Source organism: Enterobacter cloacae complex sp. P42RS, assembly GCF_014930595.1.
Lineage (GTDB): Bacteria > Pseudomonadota > Gammaproteobacteria > Enterobacterales > Enterobacteriaceae > Enterobacter > Enterobacter bugandensis.
On the sequence record NZ_JADBRK010000013.1, the window covers coordinates 1 to 16,520 of the forward strand.

14 protein-coding genes are annotated in these 16,520 nt (G+C 57.1%); 4 read left to right on the forward strand and 10 right to left on the reverse strand.

Translation table 11 applies throughout. From position 1 onward, the window contains the following. Positions 1–116: 116 nt before the first annotated feature. Both IM314_RS15370 and xanP read right to left on the reverse strand, forming a co-directional pair. The gene (locus tag IM314_RS15370) at positions 117–1,805 is read right to left on the reverse strand and encodes an AsmA family protein (RefSeq protein WP_047366904.1); all 1,689 of its coding nucleotides are present in this window, start codon (positions 1,803–1,805) and stop codon (positions 117–119) included. 119 nt (positions 1,806–1,924) lie between these two features. Beyond that, positions 1,925–3,316, reverse strand: a complete 1,392-nt coding sequence (gene xanP / locus IM314_RS15375) for a xanthine/proton symporter XanP (RefSeq protein WP_014881972.1) — start codon at positions 3,314–3,316, stop codon at positions 1,925–1,927. A 225-nt stretch (positions 3,317–3,541) separates the two neighbouring features. Here xanP and gltS point away from each other — a divergent pair, with 225 nt between their 5' ends. Next, positions 3,542–4,744, forward strand: a complete 1,203-nt coding sequence (gene gltS / locus IM314_RS15380) for a sodium/glutamate symporter (protein ID WP_045630230.1) — start codon at positions 3,542–3,544, stop codon at positions 4,742–4,744. 2 nt (positions 4,745–4,746) lie between these two features. Here gltS and recG read toward each other — a convergent pair whose 3' ends face one another. From recG to gmk, 5 genes are read right to left on the reverse strand one after another with little or no spacing between them, the layout of a single operon-like run. Beyond that, positions 4,747–6,828 (reverse strand): ATP-dependent DNA helicase RecG, encoded by a 2,082-nt coding sequence (recG, locus tag IM314_RS15385; protein ID WP_041911676.1) that lies wholly within the window; start codon positions 6,826–6,828, stop codon positions 4,747–4,749. Between the two features lie 3 nt (positions 6,829–6,831). Next, on the reverse strand, positions 6,832–7,521 hold the full coding sequence (trmH, locus tag IM314_RS15390; protein WP_041911675.1) for a tRNA (guanosine(18)-2'-O)-methyltransferase TrmH: 690 nt from the start codon (positions 7,519–7,521) through the stop codon (positions 6,832–6,834). A gap of 4 nt (positions 7,522–7,525) precedes the next feature. After that, a complete protein-coding gene (gene spoT, locus IM314_RS15395; RefSeq protein WP_045630233.1) occupies positions 7,526–9,640 on the reverse strand; it encodes a bifunctional GTP diphosphokinase/guanosine-3',5'-bis pyrophosphate 3'-pyrophosphohydrolase in 2,115 nt (704 codons plus the stop codon). A gap of 19 nt (positions 9,641–9,659) precedes the next feature. Beyond that, complete coding sequence (rpoZ, locus tag IM314_RS15400) at positions 9,660–9,935, reverse strand: DNA-directed RNA polymerase subunit omega (RefSeq protein WP_000135058.1); 276 nt, start codon at positions 9,933–9,935, stop codon at positions 9,660–9,662. Positions 9,936–9,989: 54 nt separating this feature from the next. After that, positions 9,990–10,613 carry a guanylate kinase gene (gene gmk, locus IM314_RS15405; RefSeq protein WP_010426438.1) on the reverse strand — a complete coding sequence of 208 codons (624 nt, stop codon included), beginning with the start codon at positions 10,611–10,613 and terminating at the stop codon, positions 9,990–9,992. A gap of 251 nt (positions 10,614–10,864) precedes the next feature. Between gmk and ligB the strand changes: the two genes are divergently transcribed. Continuing rightward, a complete protein-coding gene (ligB, locus tag IM314_RS15410; RefSeq protein ID WP_193359182.1) occupies positions 10,865–12,535 on the forward strand; it encodes an NAD-dependent DNA ligase LigB in 1,671 nt (556 codons plus the stop codon). Positions 12,536–12,537: 2 nt separating this feature from the next. Here the strand turns inward: ligB and IM314_RS15415 are convergent, their stop codons facing one another. Together IM314_RS15415 and IM314_RS15420 are read right to left on the reverse strand one after the other, a co-directional pair. Next, the gene (locus tag IM314_RS15415) at positions 12,538–13,155 is read right to left on the reverse strand and encodes a trimeric intracellular cation channel family protein (RefSeq protein WP_023334014.1); all 618 of its coding nucleotides are present in this window, start codon (positions 13,153–13,155) and stop codon (positions 12,538–12,540) included. Positions 13,156–13,362: 207 nt separating this feature from the next. Then, the gene (locus IM314_RS15420) at positions 13,363–14,226 is read right to left on the reverse strand and encodes a YicC/YloC family endoribonuclease (protein WP_008502687.1); all 864 of its coding nucleotides are present in this window, start codon (positions 14,224–14,226) and stop codon (positions 13,363–13,365) included. A gap of 125 nt (positions 14,227–14,351) precedes the next feature. Between IM314_RS15420 and rph the strand changes: the two genes are divergently transcribed. Together rph and pyrE are read left to right on the forward strand one after the other, a co-directional pair. Then, the gene (gene rph / locus IM314_RS15425; RefSeq protein ID WP_047366908.1) at positions 14,352–15,068 is read left to right on the forward strand and encodes a ribonuclease PH; all 717 of its coding nucleotides are present in this window, start codon (positions 14,352–14,354) and stop codon (positions 15,066–15,068) included. A 68-nt stretch (positions 15,069–15,136) separates the two neighbouring features. Next, on the forward strand, positions 15,137–15,778 hold the full coding sequence (gene pyrE / locus IM314_RS15430; RefSeq protein ID WP_041911672.1) for an orotate phosphoribosyltransferase: 642 nt from the start codon (positions 15,137–15,139) through the stop codon (positions 15,776–15,778). 41 nt (positions 15,779–15,819) lie between these two features. Here the strand turns inward: pyrE and slmA are convergent, their stop codons facing one another. Next, entirely contained in the window at positions 15,820–16,416 is a 597-nt protein-coding gene (gene slmA / locus IM314_RS15435) for a nucleoid occlusion factor SlmA (RefSeq protein ID WP_028015015.1), read from the reverse strand. Positions 16,417–16,520: the final 104 nt, after the last annotated feature.

Below are 16,520 nucleotides of genomic sequence, written 5' to 3' on the forward strand. Positions count from 1 at the left end.
AAAGTCGATCACCATGGGTAAAGGATGTTAAAAAGTGTTCACCATGTCCCCGAACACCTGTCTACCATGTCCCCGAACTGTACACCCACAGGGAGAGGGAACAAACATCAAAAACTTTATTGCACAGGCGTTGCAACCACGCCGCCCGTCATCGTCTGCTCAACCTGCTGCTTATCCATATTTACCGCGCTCAGCTTCCCATTCACCGTTGGCTTCAATGGCGCATTCGCCTGCACGCTGCCGCTGGCGGTCATCTGAATATTGCCGTCGCCCGTAATCGGTAACGCAGGCCAGCCCCACTGCTGCAGCACGTTGAGCGGTACGCCGCGCCCGTTCAGGCTCACCGTGGTTTGCCGCTGTGGCAGCTGTGACACGGTGGCGGTCGCTTCCAGGATCCCTTTCTCTGTAAAGGCGCTCAGGTCGCTAATGTTCACCGTGGCGGCGTTGGCATTCAGCGCCAGCGACGGACGGCGCACGTCGACGCGGTTAAAGGTCGCCGCCGCGCCGTTTAATGTTGCGCTGCCGCCCCAGACGCCCCACTGGCGATCTTTCGCCAGCTGCAGGTTTGCGCCGTAGCCGTCCAGGGAGGTGATCTGCCACGGGAAGGCGGGATCGATGTCGATCACCAGGTTGCGGCTCAGGCCGAATTTTTGCAGCGTGACGCTGTTCAGCCATTCCGGCAGCGGCTCCATCCACAGCGTTTTCCAGTTTTCAGGAAGGGTGTACTCCAGCCCGGCGATGGCAACATCGTCCAGAACCAGCGCTTTACCGTCGCGCAGCCAGTTGCCGGACGTGCGCACCATACCGCCTTCCCAGCGGGAGGTGAACTGACGCAGCGCTATGCCCTGCGGGGAAAACTCCGCATTCAGGATCGGGTCAAACAGATGCAGCGAGCCGAAAATAAACTCGCTGGCGTTCATGGACAGGCGACCTTCCTGGCTCTGCCAGTCGCCTTTGCTGAGAGTCAGGTTGCGCAGGCTTAAGTCGAGATCGGTCACCGCCCAGTCCGGGCCCTGCAGGCGGGCATCGGTGACCTCCAGACGGCCAATTTGCAGGGAGGGGATGGTAGCCAGCGGCGCGAAGAACGCTTTCAGCGTTTTGTCGCTCTGCAGGCGGATCTCGTTCAGGCGCATGGTGTCGATTATCCAGCTCCCGTCGGCGTTACGCAGGGCGGAGCCGGTGAGCGAGCCACGGGCCATATCGGCACCAATAGTGTTCAGCACCACCTCCTTGCCGTTCAACTGGCCGTCGATTAGCACGTTGGTGGCCGGTACGCCGTTCAGGGTCAGCGAGCCGGCGCTCATCTGAATCTTCGCGTTTTTACCCAGCACGTTCCCGGCTTCTGGCTGCCATGGGCTGACGCCGCCCGTGACCTTCTGTGCGCTCAGATCCCATTCAGTATTCGGGCTGTTAAAGGCCATGTTGTTCAGCTGCAGACGATCGGCCTGGAAGGGCAGCGGCGCTGTTTGAGGCGAGAGATTCAGCGTGCCGTCGAACAGGGTGATAGTGCCCATGTGCAGCGGAGCGGTGATCTGACGGCTGCTCAGGCCAATATCGACTTTTTTGGCAACTAATGTGGCGGGTTTACCGTCCCGCCCAAAGGTGACATTTTCCAGAATGAGGTGGGAAGGCGATGAAAAGCGGTGATTCATCTTGTCGAAACTGAGTTCGTAGTCGGTATTCACCGTAATCCAGCTGCTGACCTGCGCCGCGCCCCAGCGGGTCTGGAGCAAAATATAGAGCGCCAGCAGCACAATAAGCAGGGCTACCAGAAGATAGACGAGTAGCTTTCCAATAAATTTCATGGTCTTCCATCCCGCGAAACGAACATAAGGGAGTTATGCACGATTTATGCGCAATGCTCAAGGCGGGAATGATGTAATTAGATGTCACGGCAGGCATTGACTGCCTGCCGTGAGGGAGATCAATTCTTCTCAGGCGGGAAAACGAGGTTCAGTACGATAGCGGTGATACCGCCCGCGGCAATGCCGGAAGAGAGCAGGTTTTTCACCCAGTCCGGCGCAAACTGCAGGATCAGCGGCTGCTGGGAAACACCCAGACCAACGGCCAGCGACAGCGCGATAATCATGATTGCGCGGCGGTTCAGCGGCTCGCGGGAGACGATACGCACGCCGGAGGCCGCGATAGTCCCAAACATCACCAGCGTTGCGCCGCCCAGCACCGGCTCAGGAATGTGCTGCACAAAGCCGCTCACCGCCGGGAACAGGCCGAGGACGATCAGCATCAGCGCCACCACGAAACCAACGTAGCGGCTGGCCACGCCGGTCAGCTGGATCACACCGTTGTTCTGGCCGAAGCAGGAGTTCGGGAAGGTGTTGAATACCGCAGAGACAAACGAGTTCAGGCCGTTCGCCAGCACGCCGCCTTTCAGACGCTTCATGTACAGCGGGCCGGAAACCGGCTGCTCAGAGACATCGGAGGTGGCGGTGATATCACCGATGGTCTCCAGAGAAGTAATCATAAAGACCAGCATCAGCGGCAGGAGCAGACCCCAGTCTATGCCCAGGCCGTAATAAAGCGGCGTTGGGACGGTGATCAGCGCGCTGTTGGTCGGCGCGGTGTTCTCCGGCAGCATCCCCAGCGCCCACGCCAGCAGATAGCCCGCCGCCATGGCGATCACCAGCGAGGCCACGCGCAGGTAAGGGTTACGCTGACGGTTAAGCAAAATAATGATCGCCAGCACCACGCCCGCCAGCAGCAGGTTTTTCGGCGCGCCGAAAGTGTGGTCGCTCATTGCCGCGTAGCCGCCACCGATGGAGGTGAGGCCCACCTGAATCAGCGACAGGCCGATAATCATCACCACCACGCCGGAAACCAGCGGGGTGATCACACGGCGTGCCAGGTGCAGCACGCGGGAGATGACCATCTCCGTGCAGCTTGCCAGCATCAGGGTGCCGAACAGCGCCGCCATCATGGTCGGAACATCCGCACCGCCGGTTTTCAGCGCCGTACCGCCCATGATCAGCGGCGCCACGAAGTTAAAGCTGGTGCCCTGAATCGACAGTAGCCCAGACCCCACCGGGCCCCAGGCTTTAATTTGAATAATGGAGGCCACGCCGGAGGCGAACAGAGACATACTGATAATGTGCTGCGTGTCCTGCGCCGGTAAACCGAGCGCCTGGCAAATCAGCAGCGCCGGGGTGATCACCGCAACAAACATTGCCAGAAGATGCTGGCAGGCGGCAAAAAGCGTCTGCGGCAGCGGCGGTCGGTCTTCAAGGCGGTAAATCAGTTCGCTATTTTGCTTCTGCGCAATCGGTTGCGCATCTGGCGATTCTATGGTGTTAACGGACATCGGCGGCAATCCCACGGTGGAAAAGCGGGCATTTTATCTGACCACCTGGTAAAAGCAAACGATTGCCAGCAAAAAAAAGGAAGAAAATCTGCCGCTGTGAGCAGGTTTTTTACATCCTATCGGAAAAAAAAATTACACTTTTTGCGCCGGGGGCTCATGACGAGCGCAAACCGGCCCAGGATAACGCCGCGTGTGTATGGAATACGCGCATAACAGGAGCCTTTTATGATTCATCTCGATACGTTGTCGACCCTTGTTGCCGCAACGCTGGTTCTTCTGCTTGGTCGCAAGCTGGTCCACAGCGTTTCCTTTCTGAAAAAATACACTATCCCTGAACCCGTCGCCGGCGGTCTGCTGGTGGCGCTGGCCTTGCTGATACTGAAAAAAAGCATGGGCTGGGAAATTGATTTTGATATGTCCCTGAAAGACCCGCTAATGCTGGCTTTCTTTGCCACCATCGGCCTGAACGCTAATCTGGCAAGCCTGCGCTCGGGCGGTAAGGTGCTCGGCGTGTTTCTGATTGTGGTGGTGGGGCTGTTGCTGATGCAAAACGCGATTGGCATCGGTATGGCAACGCTGCTGGGGCTGGATCCGCTGATGGGGCTGCTGGCGGGGTCGATTACCCTTTCGGGCGGTCACGGCACCGGCGCGGCGTGGAGCAAGCTGTTCGTCGAACGCTACGGTTTTGAAAACGCGACGGAAGTGGCGATGGCCTGCGCGACCTTTGGCCTGGTACTGGGTGGCCTGATTGGCGGCCCGGTAGCGCGTTATCTGGTGAAGCACTCCACCACGCCGAATGGCAGACCGGACGATGAAATGGTGCCGACCGCGTTTGAAAAACCGGACGTTGGCCGCAGCATCACCTCGCTGGTGATGATTGAAACCATCGCGATGATTGCCATCTGCCTGACCGTGGGCAAAGTGGTTGCGCAATGGCTGGCGGGAACGGCGTTTGAACTGCCGACCTTTGTCTGCGTGCTGTTTATCGGGGTGATCCTGAGCAACGGTCTGGCGCTGATGGGCTTCTATCGCGTGTTTGACCGTGCGGTATCGGTGCTTGGCAACGTCTGTCTGTCGCTGTTCCTGGCGATGGCGCTGATGAGCCTGAAGCTGTGGGAGCTGGCCTCGCTGGCGCTGCCGATGGTGGCGATTCTGGCGGTGCAGGCGCTGTTTATGGCGCTTTATGCCATGTTCGTGACCTGGCGCATGATGGGGAAAAACTATGATGCGGCGGTGCTGGCGGCCGGTCACTGCGGGTTTGGTCTGGGGGCTACCCCAACGGCTATCGCCAACATGCAGGCGATCACCGAACGATTCGGGCCATCGCATATGGCGTTTCTGGTGGTCCCGATGGTCGGCGCATTCTTCATTGATATCGTCAACGCGCTGGTGATCAAGCTGTACCTGATGCTGCCGATATTTGCCTGAGATCAGGCGTTGGAATACCGTTCGGTTTCCGGCATCCAGCGCTCAATTAACGCTGCCGCCTGTTCGGGGTAGCGTTCATGAATATGGCGCGCAAGGCGCTGAACTTCGGGGATCATGGCCTGATCGCGCAGTAAATCCGCCACTTTGAATTCAGCATTTCCCGTCTGGCGCGTGCCCAGTAGTTCGCCCGGGCCGCGTATCTCCAGGTCTTTTTGCGCAATCACAAAGCCGTCGTTGCTGTCGCGCAGCACCTGCAGTCGCATCTGGGCGGTTTTTGAAAGCGGAGCTTTGTAAAGCAGCACGCAGTGAGACGCTACCGCGCCGCGGCCAACGCGCCCGCGCAGCTGGTGGAGCTGGGCAAGCCCCAGACGTTCCGGGTTTTCGATGATCATCAAACTGGAGTTGGGGACGTCAACGCCCACTTCGATGACCGTCGTCGCGACCAGCAAATGCAGTTCCCCCTGTTTGAAGGATTGCATCACCGCCTGCTTCTCGGCAGGCTTCATGCGGCCGTGAACCAGGCCAACGTTCAGCTCGGGCAGTGCCAGCCTGAGCTCTTCCCACGTCGCTTCGGCGGCCTGGGCTTCCAGCAGTTCAGACTCTTCAATCAGGGTACAGACCCAGTAGGCCTGGCGCCCTTCATGGGTGCAGGCATTGCGCACCCGGTCAATGATGTCGCTGCGGCGCGTATCCGGTATGGCGACCGTCGTCACCGGCGTTCGGCCCGGCGGCAGTTCGTCGATGGTAGAGGTATCCAGATCGGCGTAGGCGGTCATCGCCAGGGTACGCGGGATCGGCGTGGCGGTCATGATCAGCTGGTGCGGGTGGAAGCCCTGCTGCAGCCCTTTTTCCCACAGCGCCAGACGCTGATGCACGCCGAAGCGGTGCTGCTCGTCGATAATCACCAGCGCGAGGCCGTTAAACTGCACCTGCTCCTGAAAGATAGCGTGTGTGCCGACAATCATCTGCACCTGGCCGCTGGCGATGGCTTCCTGCTGCGCAAGACGCGCTTTGCCTTTTTGCTTTCCGGCGAGCCAGCCCACCTCAATCCCGAGCGGTGCGAACCAGGCGCGGAAATTGTTGGCGTGCTGTTCAGCCAGCAGCTCGGTTGGTGCCATCAGCGCGACCTGTTTGCCGTGGGCGATGGCGCGTAACGCGGCCAGGGCGGCAACCAGCGTTTTACCTGAACCTACGTCGCCCTGCACCAGGCGCATCATCGGCACGTCGAGCGCCATGTCGCGCTCAATCTCGGCGGTGACGCGCGCCTGCGCGCCGGTGGGCTTAAAGGGTAGCGAGGCCAGCAGCTTATCTTTGAGCACATCATTCGGGCTTAACGGCTGAGCGTGGAAACGCTGCGCGCCAGCGCGCAGCGCCAGCATGCTCAGGTTATGCGCCAGTAATTCCTCAAGGATAAGACGCCGTTGGGCGGGGTGTTTACCGCTTTCTAAATCGCTGAGCTGCAGCGTTGGCGGCGGGCGGTGCAGGGTGCGCAGCGCCTCGGGCAGGCTCATCATCCCCTGAGCCAGTTCTGGCGGCAGCAGTTCGGTAATGGCGCAGGTATCCAGCAGTTCCAGGGCCTGATCCGTGAGCTTACGCAGCGTCGCCTGCTTGATGCCTTCGGTCGTCGGGTAAACCGGGGTGAGAGTCTCCTGCAGCTCCGGCGTGCTGAGATCGCCCTGCACGCGGTACTCCGGGTGGATCATCTCTGCGCCGTATTTCCCGCGTTTAGCTTCGCCATAGGCCAGCACCCTACGGCCGGTCGCCAGGCTGTTTTTCATTGCAGCGCTGAAGTTGAAGAAACGCATGGTGAGGATGCCGGTGCCGTCGCTGATCTGACAGGTCATCATCCGGCGTCCGCCGAAAGTGATATTGCAGTTCAGGACTTCGCCTTCAACGGTGGCGTAAATGGCGGGAAGCAGATCGCCAATCTTGTAGAGCTGAGTGCGGTCTTCGTAACGCAGGGGGAGATGAAGCAGGAGATCCTGCACGGTGTGCAGGCCAATTTTTGCCAGCTTATTGCTTTGCGCCGCGCCCACGCCCGTCAGGCTGTTGAGCGGGATAGCATCCAGCAGGCGGCCTTTCATCGGTTACCCGGCGTACTGCATAGTGGCCCACCACTCGGCATCGGCTTCAATTTCGCCCTGCGCGTTGACGTGGGGGTAAGGCAATTTTTTCTGCTTCGCAACGCGTGCCAGCACCGGATAGCCACCTTCAAACAGCAGGCGCTGCTGTTCTTCTTCCGGCAGCATACTGTTGCTGCGTTCGTACATCCCGGCGTTCTGACGCTGGCGCTGCGCTTCATACAGAATGAGCGCGGACGCCACGGAGACGTTAAGGGACTGGACCATGCCGATCATCGGAATGATGATGTCCCGATCCGCCAGATCCAGCGCTTCATGGGAGATCCCGGTTTTCTCCTGACCCATCAAAATGCAGGTCGGACGGGTGTAGTCGATCTCGCGGAAATCCACGGCCTTATCGGACAGGTTTGTCGCCAGGATCTGCATCCCGCGTCCTTTCAGATGCGATACGGCATCGCCAATCGTCTGGTGAGATTTGACGGATACCCAGCTGTTACTGCCTGCCGCAGCAGAGACCATGGTTCGCATCCGGTGACCCGGCCAGACGGCGTGCACTTCATGCACGCCGACGGCATCTGCGGTACGGACGATGGCAGAGACGTTATGAGGTTTATGCACCTGCTCCATGCAGACCGTCAGGTCAGGCTGGCGTCTGGCAAGCATTTCGCAGATACGGGCATAACGTTGTGAATTCATAAACCTAGTTTCGGTTTCGGGTGACTTTAATCACGTCCGGCATGACGCGGATCTTGCGCATAATGTTCGCCAGATGCACGCGGTCGCGAGCGGTCAGACGAATAAAGGCGCTATAGACGCGGCCGTCTTTTTCTTCCGTATTCAGGCTCTGAATGTTGGACGAGGCCGTGTTGATGGCTGCCGTCAGGTTCGCCAGGGCACCCTGGTGGTTGAACATATCCACCTTAATTTCGGTGATAAATTCCTGCGCCGTCTCTTTATCCCACTCGACCGCCATAAACTTCTCGGCTTCTTTCTGGTAGCCGCGAATGTTACGACAGGATTCATGGTGGATAACCAGCCCTTTGCCCGGACTGACGTGCGCAATAATCGGGTCGCCAGGGATTGGACGGCAACATTTTGCGAAGGTGATTAGCACCCCGTCCGCGCCTTTGATCGGCAGATGAGCATGGCCGGATGCGCCTGGAGCAGATGGCGTCGCTTCGCCCTGCTGCAGGTTTTTCGCCACCACGACGCTCATCGCGTTACCCAGACCAATTTCCGCCAGCAGATCGTCCAGAGACGTGAGCTTCATACGGTCGAGTTCACGCTGAATATGCTCCGGTGGGATCTCAGCCAGCTTGCGGCTGCCGCCCAACGCGTGGTTGAGCAGGCGACGCCCCAGGCTGACGGAGTCATCGCGCTTGAGGTTTTTCAACAGCTGACGAATTTTGGCACGCGCTTTGGAACTCACGACAAAGTTCAGCCAGGCCGCGTTCGGACGTGCGCCCGGCGCGGTAATAATTTCGACCGTCTGTCCGCTGGAGAGCGGCTGAGACAGCGGGTAAGGCTGTCTGTCGACGCGCGCGCCCACGCAGGCGTGCCCGATATCGGTATGCACGGCGTAGGCGAAGTCGACCGGCGTTGCGCCCGCAGGCAGTTCGACAATGCGGCCTTCTGGGGTGAAAACGTAAATCTCATCCGGGAAGAGATCGGATTTAACGCTCTCGATAAATTCGAACGAGCTACCCGCACTCTGCTGAAGCTCCAGCAGGCTCTGCATCCAGCGCTGGGCGCGGATTTGCGCAGTGGTGCTGCTTTCGCCACCGTGCTCTTTGTAAGCCCAGTGTGCGGCTACACCCATCTCTGCCATCTGGTCCATGTCTTCGGTGCGGATCTGCACTTCAACAGGCACGCCGTGCGGACCGATCATCGAGGTATGCAAAGATTGATAGCCGTTCGCTTTCGGAATGGCGATGTAATCTTTCATGCGCCCCGGGCGCGGTTTATAGAGGCTGTGCATCTGCCCCAGCACGCGGTAGCAGGTGTCAGAGTCGTGGACGATTACGCGGAACGCGTAGATATCCATGATCGAGTGAAAACGCTGCTCTTTGAGCACCATTTTGCAGTAGATGGAGTAAAGATGTTTTTCGCGACCGCTGACGCGGCACGGGATTCCCGCTTCCTGCAAACGCCCTTCAATTTCAGAGAGGATCTTTTGAATCATCTCTTTACGGTTACCGCGTGCGGCTTTCACCACCTCTTTAATCACGCGATAGCGGTTCGGGTACAACGCTTCAAAGCCCAGCTCTTCCAGCTCGGTTTTGATGTGGTGGATACCTAAACGGTGCGCCAGCGGACTGTAAATTTCGAGGGTTTCACGGGCAATGCGGCGACGTTTATCCGGGCGAAGTGAGCCCAGCGTGCGCATGTTGTGGGTACGGTCAGCGAGTTTGATGAGAATGACGCGGATATCCTGCACCATCGCCATAATCATCTTGCGGAAGTTTTCGGCTTGCGCCTCTTTCTTGTCGCGGAATTTCAGCTTATCAAGCTTAGAGACCCCTTCCACCAGCTCGGCAACGCTTTTGCCAAACAGCTGTTCCATATCCTGGTAGGTGGCAGGGGTATCTTCGATCACGTCGTGCAGCAGGGCAGCCATCAGCGTTTCGTAGTCGAGTTTCATCTCGGCCAGAATACAGGCTACCGCAACCGGGTGCGTGATGTAGGGTTCACCGCTTGAACGTGTCTGGCCCTCGTGAGCGTCACGTGCAACGAGATACGCCTGCTGAAGACGCTTAATCTGGTCTTCAGGCAGGTAGATTTGAATCAGTTGATTCAGGCTTTCAAACAGATACAAGGGCGACCCGCAGGTTTAATTAACGACGACCTTCAGCAATGGCGGTTACGGCCTGCAGTTCTGCGGCTTCCTGCTCTTGCTGCTCCTGGCGCTCACGCACGTCGAGGATCTGGTTGTTGATCAGACCTTCTTCGATTTCGCGAAGTGCAATAACGGTGGTTTTATCGTTTTCTTCCGGTACCAGCGGATCTTTACCGCCTACCTGCATCTGACGAGCGCGACGCGCGGCGACCAGCACCAGGTCAAAACGGTTACCAATTTTCTCTACAGCGTCCTGAACAGTTACGCGTGCCATACTTAAAATGCTCCACAGGTGAAGAAATGACTGGGCATGATACTGAAAGTGGGTTCAGTCTGCCAACAGTTTGGTGATTAATGCGTCATGTCGCTGCTTCTGGCGGCTCATACGCAGTCGTTCTGCGCGAAGAATGGTTTTGAGATCGCTCAGCGCGGCATCAAAATCATCATTCACAATAAGGTAATCATATTCCGCGTAATGGCTCATTTCTGCAACTGCCTGTTCCATACGCTTTGCGATGACTTCTTCACTGTCCTGACCGCGGCCACGCAGGCGGCGATCCAGCTCATCCTTCGACGGCGGTAAAATAAAGATACTGCGCGAGTCAGGCATTTTCTTGCGAATTTGCTGTGCGCCCTGCCAGTCGATGTCGAGGAACACATTCACGCCCGTCGCCAGAACCTGCTCAATGGTTTCACGCGAGGTGCCGTAGTAGTTACCGAACACTTCTGCGTGTTCAAGAAACGCATCTCTGCCGATCATCGCTCTGAACTCGTCGTGATCCACAAAGAAATAGTGTTCACCGTGCACTTCACCCGGACGCGGCGCTCGCGTGGTGTGAGAAACAGAAACCTGTGTGTCGTACAACGGTTGGGTTTTTAACAGTGCCTGAATAAGGCTGGATTTACCCGCGCCGCTAGGGGCAGAAACAATATAAAGCGTGCCTTGAGCCATGAGAGTCTTTTGTATGTGTTAACGAAGAAGTCCTACATACGGGCTTATTATACACGTCGCCGCTGTGTGACGTAGCCTTTGTCACACTTTTTCCCCTGGATTATTGAATTTTGCGTACCGTTTTCAGGTTTTACCTGCGGTTTGCCGCAATAAAAATTAACGCTGGATAGCGCCTCGCAACGTGAAAGGTTGCTATTAGCGTCGTTTCTCACGTCAGGTTATACCTCCTGCATTGCAAAGGAGGGATAGCGATGTGGCAGTGGATAAGCGGGTTAATGCTGTTGTGGTGTGGTTACGGGGCGGCGGTGTGCCCGGTGTGGTCACAGGCAAAAGCCGAAAAAGAGATTGCGTCATTAAGTGCACAAATCAAACGCTGGGATGAGGCTTACTGGAAGCTGGGGGTGAGCGAGGTCAGTGACGAAGTGTATGACCAGCTCAACGGCCGTTTAACCCAGTGGCAGCGCTGTTTCGGCAACGATTTTGCTGAGAGCGCCCTTCCTGCGCTGGAGGGAAACGTAAAACATCCTGTTGCCCATACGGGGGTACGTAAAGCAGCCAGCAAAGAAGCGCTGGGTCACTGGATGCACGGCCGGAAAAATCTCTGGATGCAGCCAAAAGTTGATGGCGTGGCGGTGACGCTGGTGTATCGCAACGGAAAGCTAGCGCGGGCCATCAGCCGTGGTAATGGGCTAAAAGGCGAGGACTGGACGGCCCGCGTGCGTTTGATCCCGTCCGTGCCCAAGGAGGTATCCGGCGCGCTTGCAAACAGCGTCTTACAGGGGGAGCTTTTCTGGCTACGCGAAAACCACGTCCAGCGGCAGATGGGCGGAATGAATGCTCGCGCAAAAGTGGCGGGCGCGATGATGCGACAAAAGGACAACGCGCTTCTGAGCCAGACAGGAATATTTATCTGGGCCTGGCCGGATGGACCGAAGGGAATGGAAAACAGGCTGTCTGAGCTGTCCAGCGCAGGTTTTTCCCTGACGGCGCGCTATACGTTGCCCGTACAAGCGGTTGATGCTGTTGAAAAACAGCGTTTGGCCTGGCAAAACACGGCATTGCCCTTTGCTACGGATGGCATAGTGGTTCGGTCTGCGGAGCCGCCTACAGGGGAGAGTTGGCGGCCCGGCGAAGGCAACTGGATTATCGCGTGGAAATATTCGCCTGCGGCACAGGTCGCAGAGGTCAGGAATATTCTTTTTTCCGTGGGGCGCACGGGCAAAATTTCTGTCGTGGCGGCACTTGAGCCTGTGCAGTTGGACGATAAACGGGTGCAGCGAGTGAGTCTCGGTTCGGTTGGGCGCTGGCAGAGGCTGGATATTGCCCCGGGCGATCAGATCCAGGTCAGCCTGGCAGGGCAGGGTATCCCCCGGTTTGATAAGGTGGTCTGGCGAGGGGCGGACAGACAAAAACCAGAGCCTCCGGCCTCGCGTTATCACTCCCTGAGTTGCTTTTATGCCTCGCCGGAGTGTATGGAACAGTTCTTTGCCCGGCTGACGTGGCTCAGTTCAAAGCAGGTATTCAACATTGAAGGATTAGGTGAGTCAGGCTGGCGCACACTCTGGCAGGCGCATCATTTTGAACATCTCTTTTCGTGGCTGCTATTAACGCAGGAGCAACTGCAGTCGACGCCGGGATTCTCTGCCGCACGCGGGCTGGCGCTCTGGCATCGCTTTAATCAGGTGCATGAGCAGCCTTTTATCCGCTGGATTATGGCGCTGGGTGTTCCGCTGCCACAGGCCTCGCTGAAGGCGTTGGAAGATGTGTCGTGGCAGAAGATGAGCGAACGCAGTGAAAAGGCCTGGCAGGCCTTGCCGGGGACGGGAGCGGAGACGGCGCGGCAAATCGTTGCCTGGCTGCACGCGCCAGAGATCGATGTGCTGGTCAGGTGGCTTGCTCAGCAGCACATCAATGGGTTCTGAGATCAGTGGGCGCTGTGCTTATAGTGAAACACGGGCAATCCGAGCTTCAGACGCAGCGCCAGCATGCGGGCCGTAAAGCCAAACAGCAGCGTGGAGATGACCACCACGTCGTGGTTTGAAACGTAATGCTGCAGGGCAATGTAGAGCACCGCTGCGGCGAAGGAGATACCGGCATACAGCTCTTTTTGGAAGACCAGAGGAATGCGTTTGCAGAACATATCGCGCAGCACGCCGCCGAAAACGCCCGTCACCACGGCAGCAATGGTGGCGATAACCGGGCCTTCCCCCATATCGAGCGCGATTTGTGCACCGATGATCGAAAAGACGATCAGCCCCAGCGCGTCAAGCACCAGGAACAGGCGGCGAAGGTGCGGCATAACGGGTGCCACGATGGTGGTTAATACGGCAGCCGTTGCGACGATAATCACATACTCAGGATGCTTCACCCAGCCGAGCGGGTAATGACCAAGCAGGATGTCGCGCACGGAACCGCCGCCCAGGGCGGTCGCTGTAGCAATAATGATCACGCCGAAGGTGTCCATCCGGCGACGCCCGGCGGCGAGAGCACCAGTCATGGCTTCAGCGGTGATACCAATAAGATAAAGAATGTGAAGCAGCATATACCCTCCGGTGTGAACGCGGAAAGGTTAGCGATTTGTGCGCAAGATCACGATTGAGATTTTCTAAGGCGATTGGGTTTCACCTATAAAATTTAATCAATACATGTTGAATATCTTTGATACTTGGCTGCTGAATTAGAAAAGAGGTGATAATTCGGATTAGAAATAATAATGAATGGCGTCAGCCGACGCCATCCAAAAAAGCGATTACTCGATATTCTGGATCTGCTCGCGCATCTGCTCAATCAGAACCTTGAGTTCAATCGCTGAGTTGGTCACTTCAGCGTTGATAGACTTAGACGCCAAAGTGTTCGACTCGCGGTTGAACTCCTGCATCATAAAGTCCAGGCGGCGGCCTACAGCTTCCTTCTTCTTCAGGATGTTATAGGTCTCTTTCACGTGCGCTTCCAGACGATCCAGCTCTTCGGCAACATCGATACGCTGCGCCATCAGCACCAGCTCTTGTTCCAGACGGGTGTTTTCCAGCTGAACTTCCGCTTCTTCCAGCTTGGCGACCAGACGCTCGCGCTGCCATTGCAGCACTTCCGGCATGTGGGTGCGGACTTTGGCTACTTCAGCGCTGACGCCTTCAAGGCGCTGCTCAATCATCGCTTTTAGCGCCTGACCTTCAGTTTCGCGGGCAACGATAAAGTCATCCAGCGTGCCGTCGAGGGCTGCCAGAATTTCTGCGGCAATCGCGTCCAGATCCTGCTCGCCGGCGGCCATGACGCCAGGCCAGCGCAGAATATCAACCGGGTTGATTTCGCCTTCATCGCTCTGCATTTTGACCCAGTTCGCCGCATTCACTAGCTGTTTCGCCAGTTTTTCGTTGAGGATCAGCTCGCCCTGCGCGCTGGCATCGGGCTCAAAGCGCAGGTTGCATTCCACTTTCCCGCGGGTCAGACGCGTACGGATACGCTCGCGCACTACAGGTTCAAGGCTGCGGAACTGTTCCGGCATACGGAAATATGTTTCCAGATAGCGCTGGTTTACCGAACGCATTTCCCAGGTAGCGCTACCCCAGCTACCCTTGATTTCACGCCGGGCGTAGGCGGTCATACTGCGGATCATAGACATTCCCGTTTTTAAAGGAGAGATGGGGGGATTATAGCTTTCGGGGGCTTCTCAGGATAGGAATAAGCGTCCTTTATCCGTATAATGCGCAGCCACATTCGTTTCAAGCCGGAGAATCCATCATGCGTCCATCAGGTCGTAGCGCCAATCAGGTGCGTCCCGTCACCCTGACCCGTAACTATACAAAACACGCTGAAGGCTCCGTGCTGGTTGAGTTTGGTGACACCAAAGTGCTTTGCACCGCGTCCATCGAAGAAGGTGTTCCGCGCTTTCTGAAAGGTCAGGGCCAGGGCTGGATCACCGCCGAGTACGGCATGCTGCCGCGCGCGACCCATACCCGTAACGCCCGTGAAGCGGCAAAGGGTAAGCAGGGTGGACGTACCATGGAAATCCAGCGCCTGATCGCACGTGCGCTGCGCGCCGCCGTTGACCTGAAAATCCTCGGTGAATTCACTATTACCCTGGACTGCGACGTGATTCAGGCAGATGGCGGCACGCGTACCGCGTCCATTACCGGTGCCTGTGTGGCGCTGGCCGATGCCCTGAACAAGCTGGTTGCAGCCGGTAAGCTGAAAACCAACCCTATGAAAGGGATGGTCGCGGCGGTTTCCGTGGGGATCGTTAACGGTGAAGCGCTTTGCGATCTGGAATATGTTGAAGATTCTGCCGCCGAGACCGACATGAACGTGGTGATGACCGAAGATGGTCGCATCATTGAGGTGCAGGGGACGGCGGAAGGTGAGCCGTTCACCCATGAAGAACTTCTCTCCCTGCTGGCGTTGGCCCGAGGGGGAATCGAATCCATTGTAACGACGCAAAAAGCGGCGTTAGACAATTGATTTTAAAGGCGACCAATGAGTCGCCTTTTTTTTGCCTGTAAGACAGAAAAAACCAAAGGAGCGAATCCATGAAATCGTATCAGCGCCAGTTTATTGAGTTTGCGATTAATAAACAGGTACTTAAGTTTGGCGAATTTACGCTGAAATCCGGGCGTAAGAGCCCGTATTTCTTCAACGCCGGGCTGTTTAATACCGGGCGCGATCTGGCACTGTTAGGCCGCTTCTATGCCGAAGCGCTGGTGGATTCCGGGATTGATTTCGACCTGCTGTTTGGCCCTGCGTACAAGGGCATTCCGATTGCAACTACCACGGCGGTGGCGCTGGCGGAGCACCATGACCGTGATGTGCCGTACTGCTTTAACCGCAAAGAGGCCAAAACCCACGGTGAAGGCGGCAATCTTGTGGGCAGCGCGCTGCAGGGCCGCGTGATGCTGGTCGACGACGTAATTACCGCAGGCACCGCGATCCGTGAATCTATGGAGATTATCCAGGCCAACGGTGCGACGCTGGCTGGCGTGCTGATTTCTCTTGATCGTCAGGAGCGTGGTCGCGGCGATATCTCTGCTATCCAGGAAGTAGAGCGTGATTACAGCTGCAAAGTGACCTCTATCATCACTCTGAAAGACCTGATTGCGTATCTGGAAGAGAAGCCAGAGATGGCGGATCACCTGGCGGCGGTGCGGGCGTATCGCGAAGAGTTTGGCGTGTAATTAAATTGCCCGGCGGCGCTACGCTTACCGGGCCTGCGGTGCTACTGCAGCTGCGCTGCCACTAACGGCCAGCGGGCGTCAAAATCGTCCGTTGGTCGGTATTTGAATTCGCTGCGCACAAAGCGGGAGAGCATGCCTTCACAAAACGCCAGTATCTGGCTTGCCAGCAATGTCTCATCCGTATTGTATCCTTCGCCTTCACGCATTTTCTTCTCGCGCAGCACCTGGCGCAGCTGCGCTTCAATACGCTCAAAAAGCTGATTGATGCGGCCCTGCAGCCTGTCCTGCTCAAACATCAGCGCGTGGCCGGTCAGGATACGGGTTAAACCCGGATTGCGCTCCCCAAAGCCCAGAATTAACAGCACAATCAGACGAAGACGCGCGGTGGTATCTTTTTCATCTTTCAGAATCAGGTTAATGCGCGTGATCAGACTGTCTTCAATAAACTCGATCAGGCTGTCGAACATTTTTGTTTTGCTGGGGAAATGACGATACAGCGCCGCCTCAGACACGCCCACAGAGGCGGCCAGTTTGGCGGTGGTGATGCGTTGACTGCCATCGCTGGATTCAAGCATCAGAGCCAGAGATTGAAGTATTTCTTCGCGACGATTCCTTTTCGCGGTTTGTTTTTCTGCCATGTTACAAAATACCCCTGAAAATAAGCACTTGCCAGGCTGGCATCCACACAGCGACCGCAAACTGACGTTTGCGGTTTGTTATTGCGTTATGGCGCTGCGAGATA

Coding starts and splice junctions, on each gene's coding strand:
- IM314_RS15415 (WP_023334014.1), bottom strand. CDS start 13,155: ATGCTGCTTCACATTCTTTATCTTATTGGTATCACCGCTGAAGCCATG.
- IM314_RS15420 (WP_008502687.1), bottom strand. CDS start 14,226: ATGATCCGCAGTATGACCGCCTACGCCCGGCGTGAAATCAAGGGTAGC.
- IM314_RS15370 (WP_047366904.1), bottom strand. CDS start 1,805: ATGAAATTTATTGGAAAGCTACTCGTCTATCTTCTGGTAGCCCTGCTT.
- ligB (WP_193359182.1), top strand. CDS start 10,865: ATGTGGCAGTGGATAAGCGGGTTAATGCTGTTGTGGTGTGGTTACGGG.
- trmH (WP_041911675.1), bottom strand. CDS start 7,521: ATGAATTCACAACGTTATGCCCGTATCTGCGAAATGCTTGCCAGACGC.
- gltS (WP_045630230.1), top strand. CDS start 3,542: ATGATTCATCTCGATACGTTGTCGACCCTTGTTGCCGCAACGCTGGTT.
- pyrE (WP_041911672.1), top strand. CDS start 15,137: ATGAAATCGTATCAGCGCCAGTTTATTGAGTTTGCGATTAATAAACAG.
- slmA (WP_028015015.1), bottom strand. CDS start 16,416: ATGGCAGAAAAACAAACCGCGAAAAGGAATCGTCGCGAAGAAATACTT.
- recG (WP_041911676.1), bottom strand. CDS start 6,828: ATGAAAGGCCGCCTGCTGGATGCTATCCCGCTCAACAGCCTGACGGGC.
- gmk (WP_010426438.1), bottom strand. CDS start 10,613: ATGGCTCAAGGCACGCTTTATATTGTTTCTGCCCCTAGCGGCGCGGGT.
- rpoZ (WP_000135058.1), bottom strand. CDS start 9,935: ATGGCACGCGTAACTGTTCAGGACGCTGTAGAGAAAATTGGTAACCGT.
- xanP (WP_014881972.1), bottom strand. CDS start 3,316: ATGTCCGTTAACACCATAGAATCGCCAGATGCGCAACCGATTGCGCAG.
- rph (WP_047366908.1), top strand. CDS start 14,352: ATGCGTCCATCAGGTCGTAGCGCCAATCAGGTGCGTCCCGTCACCCTG.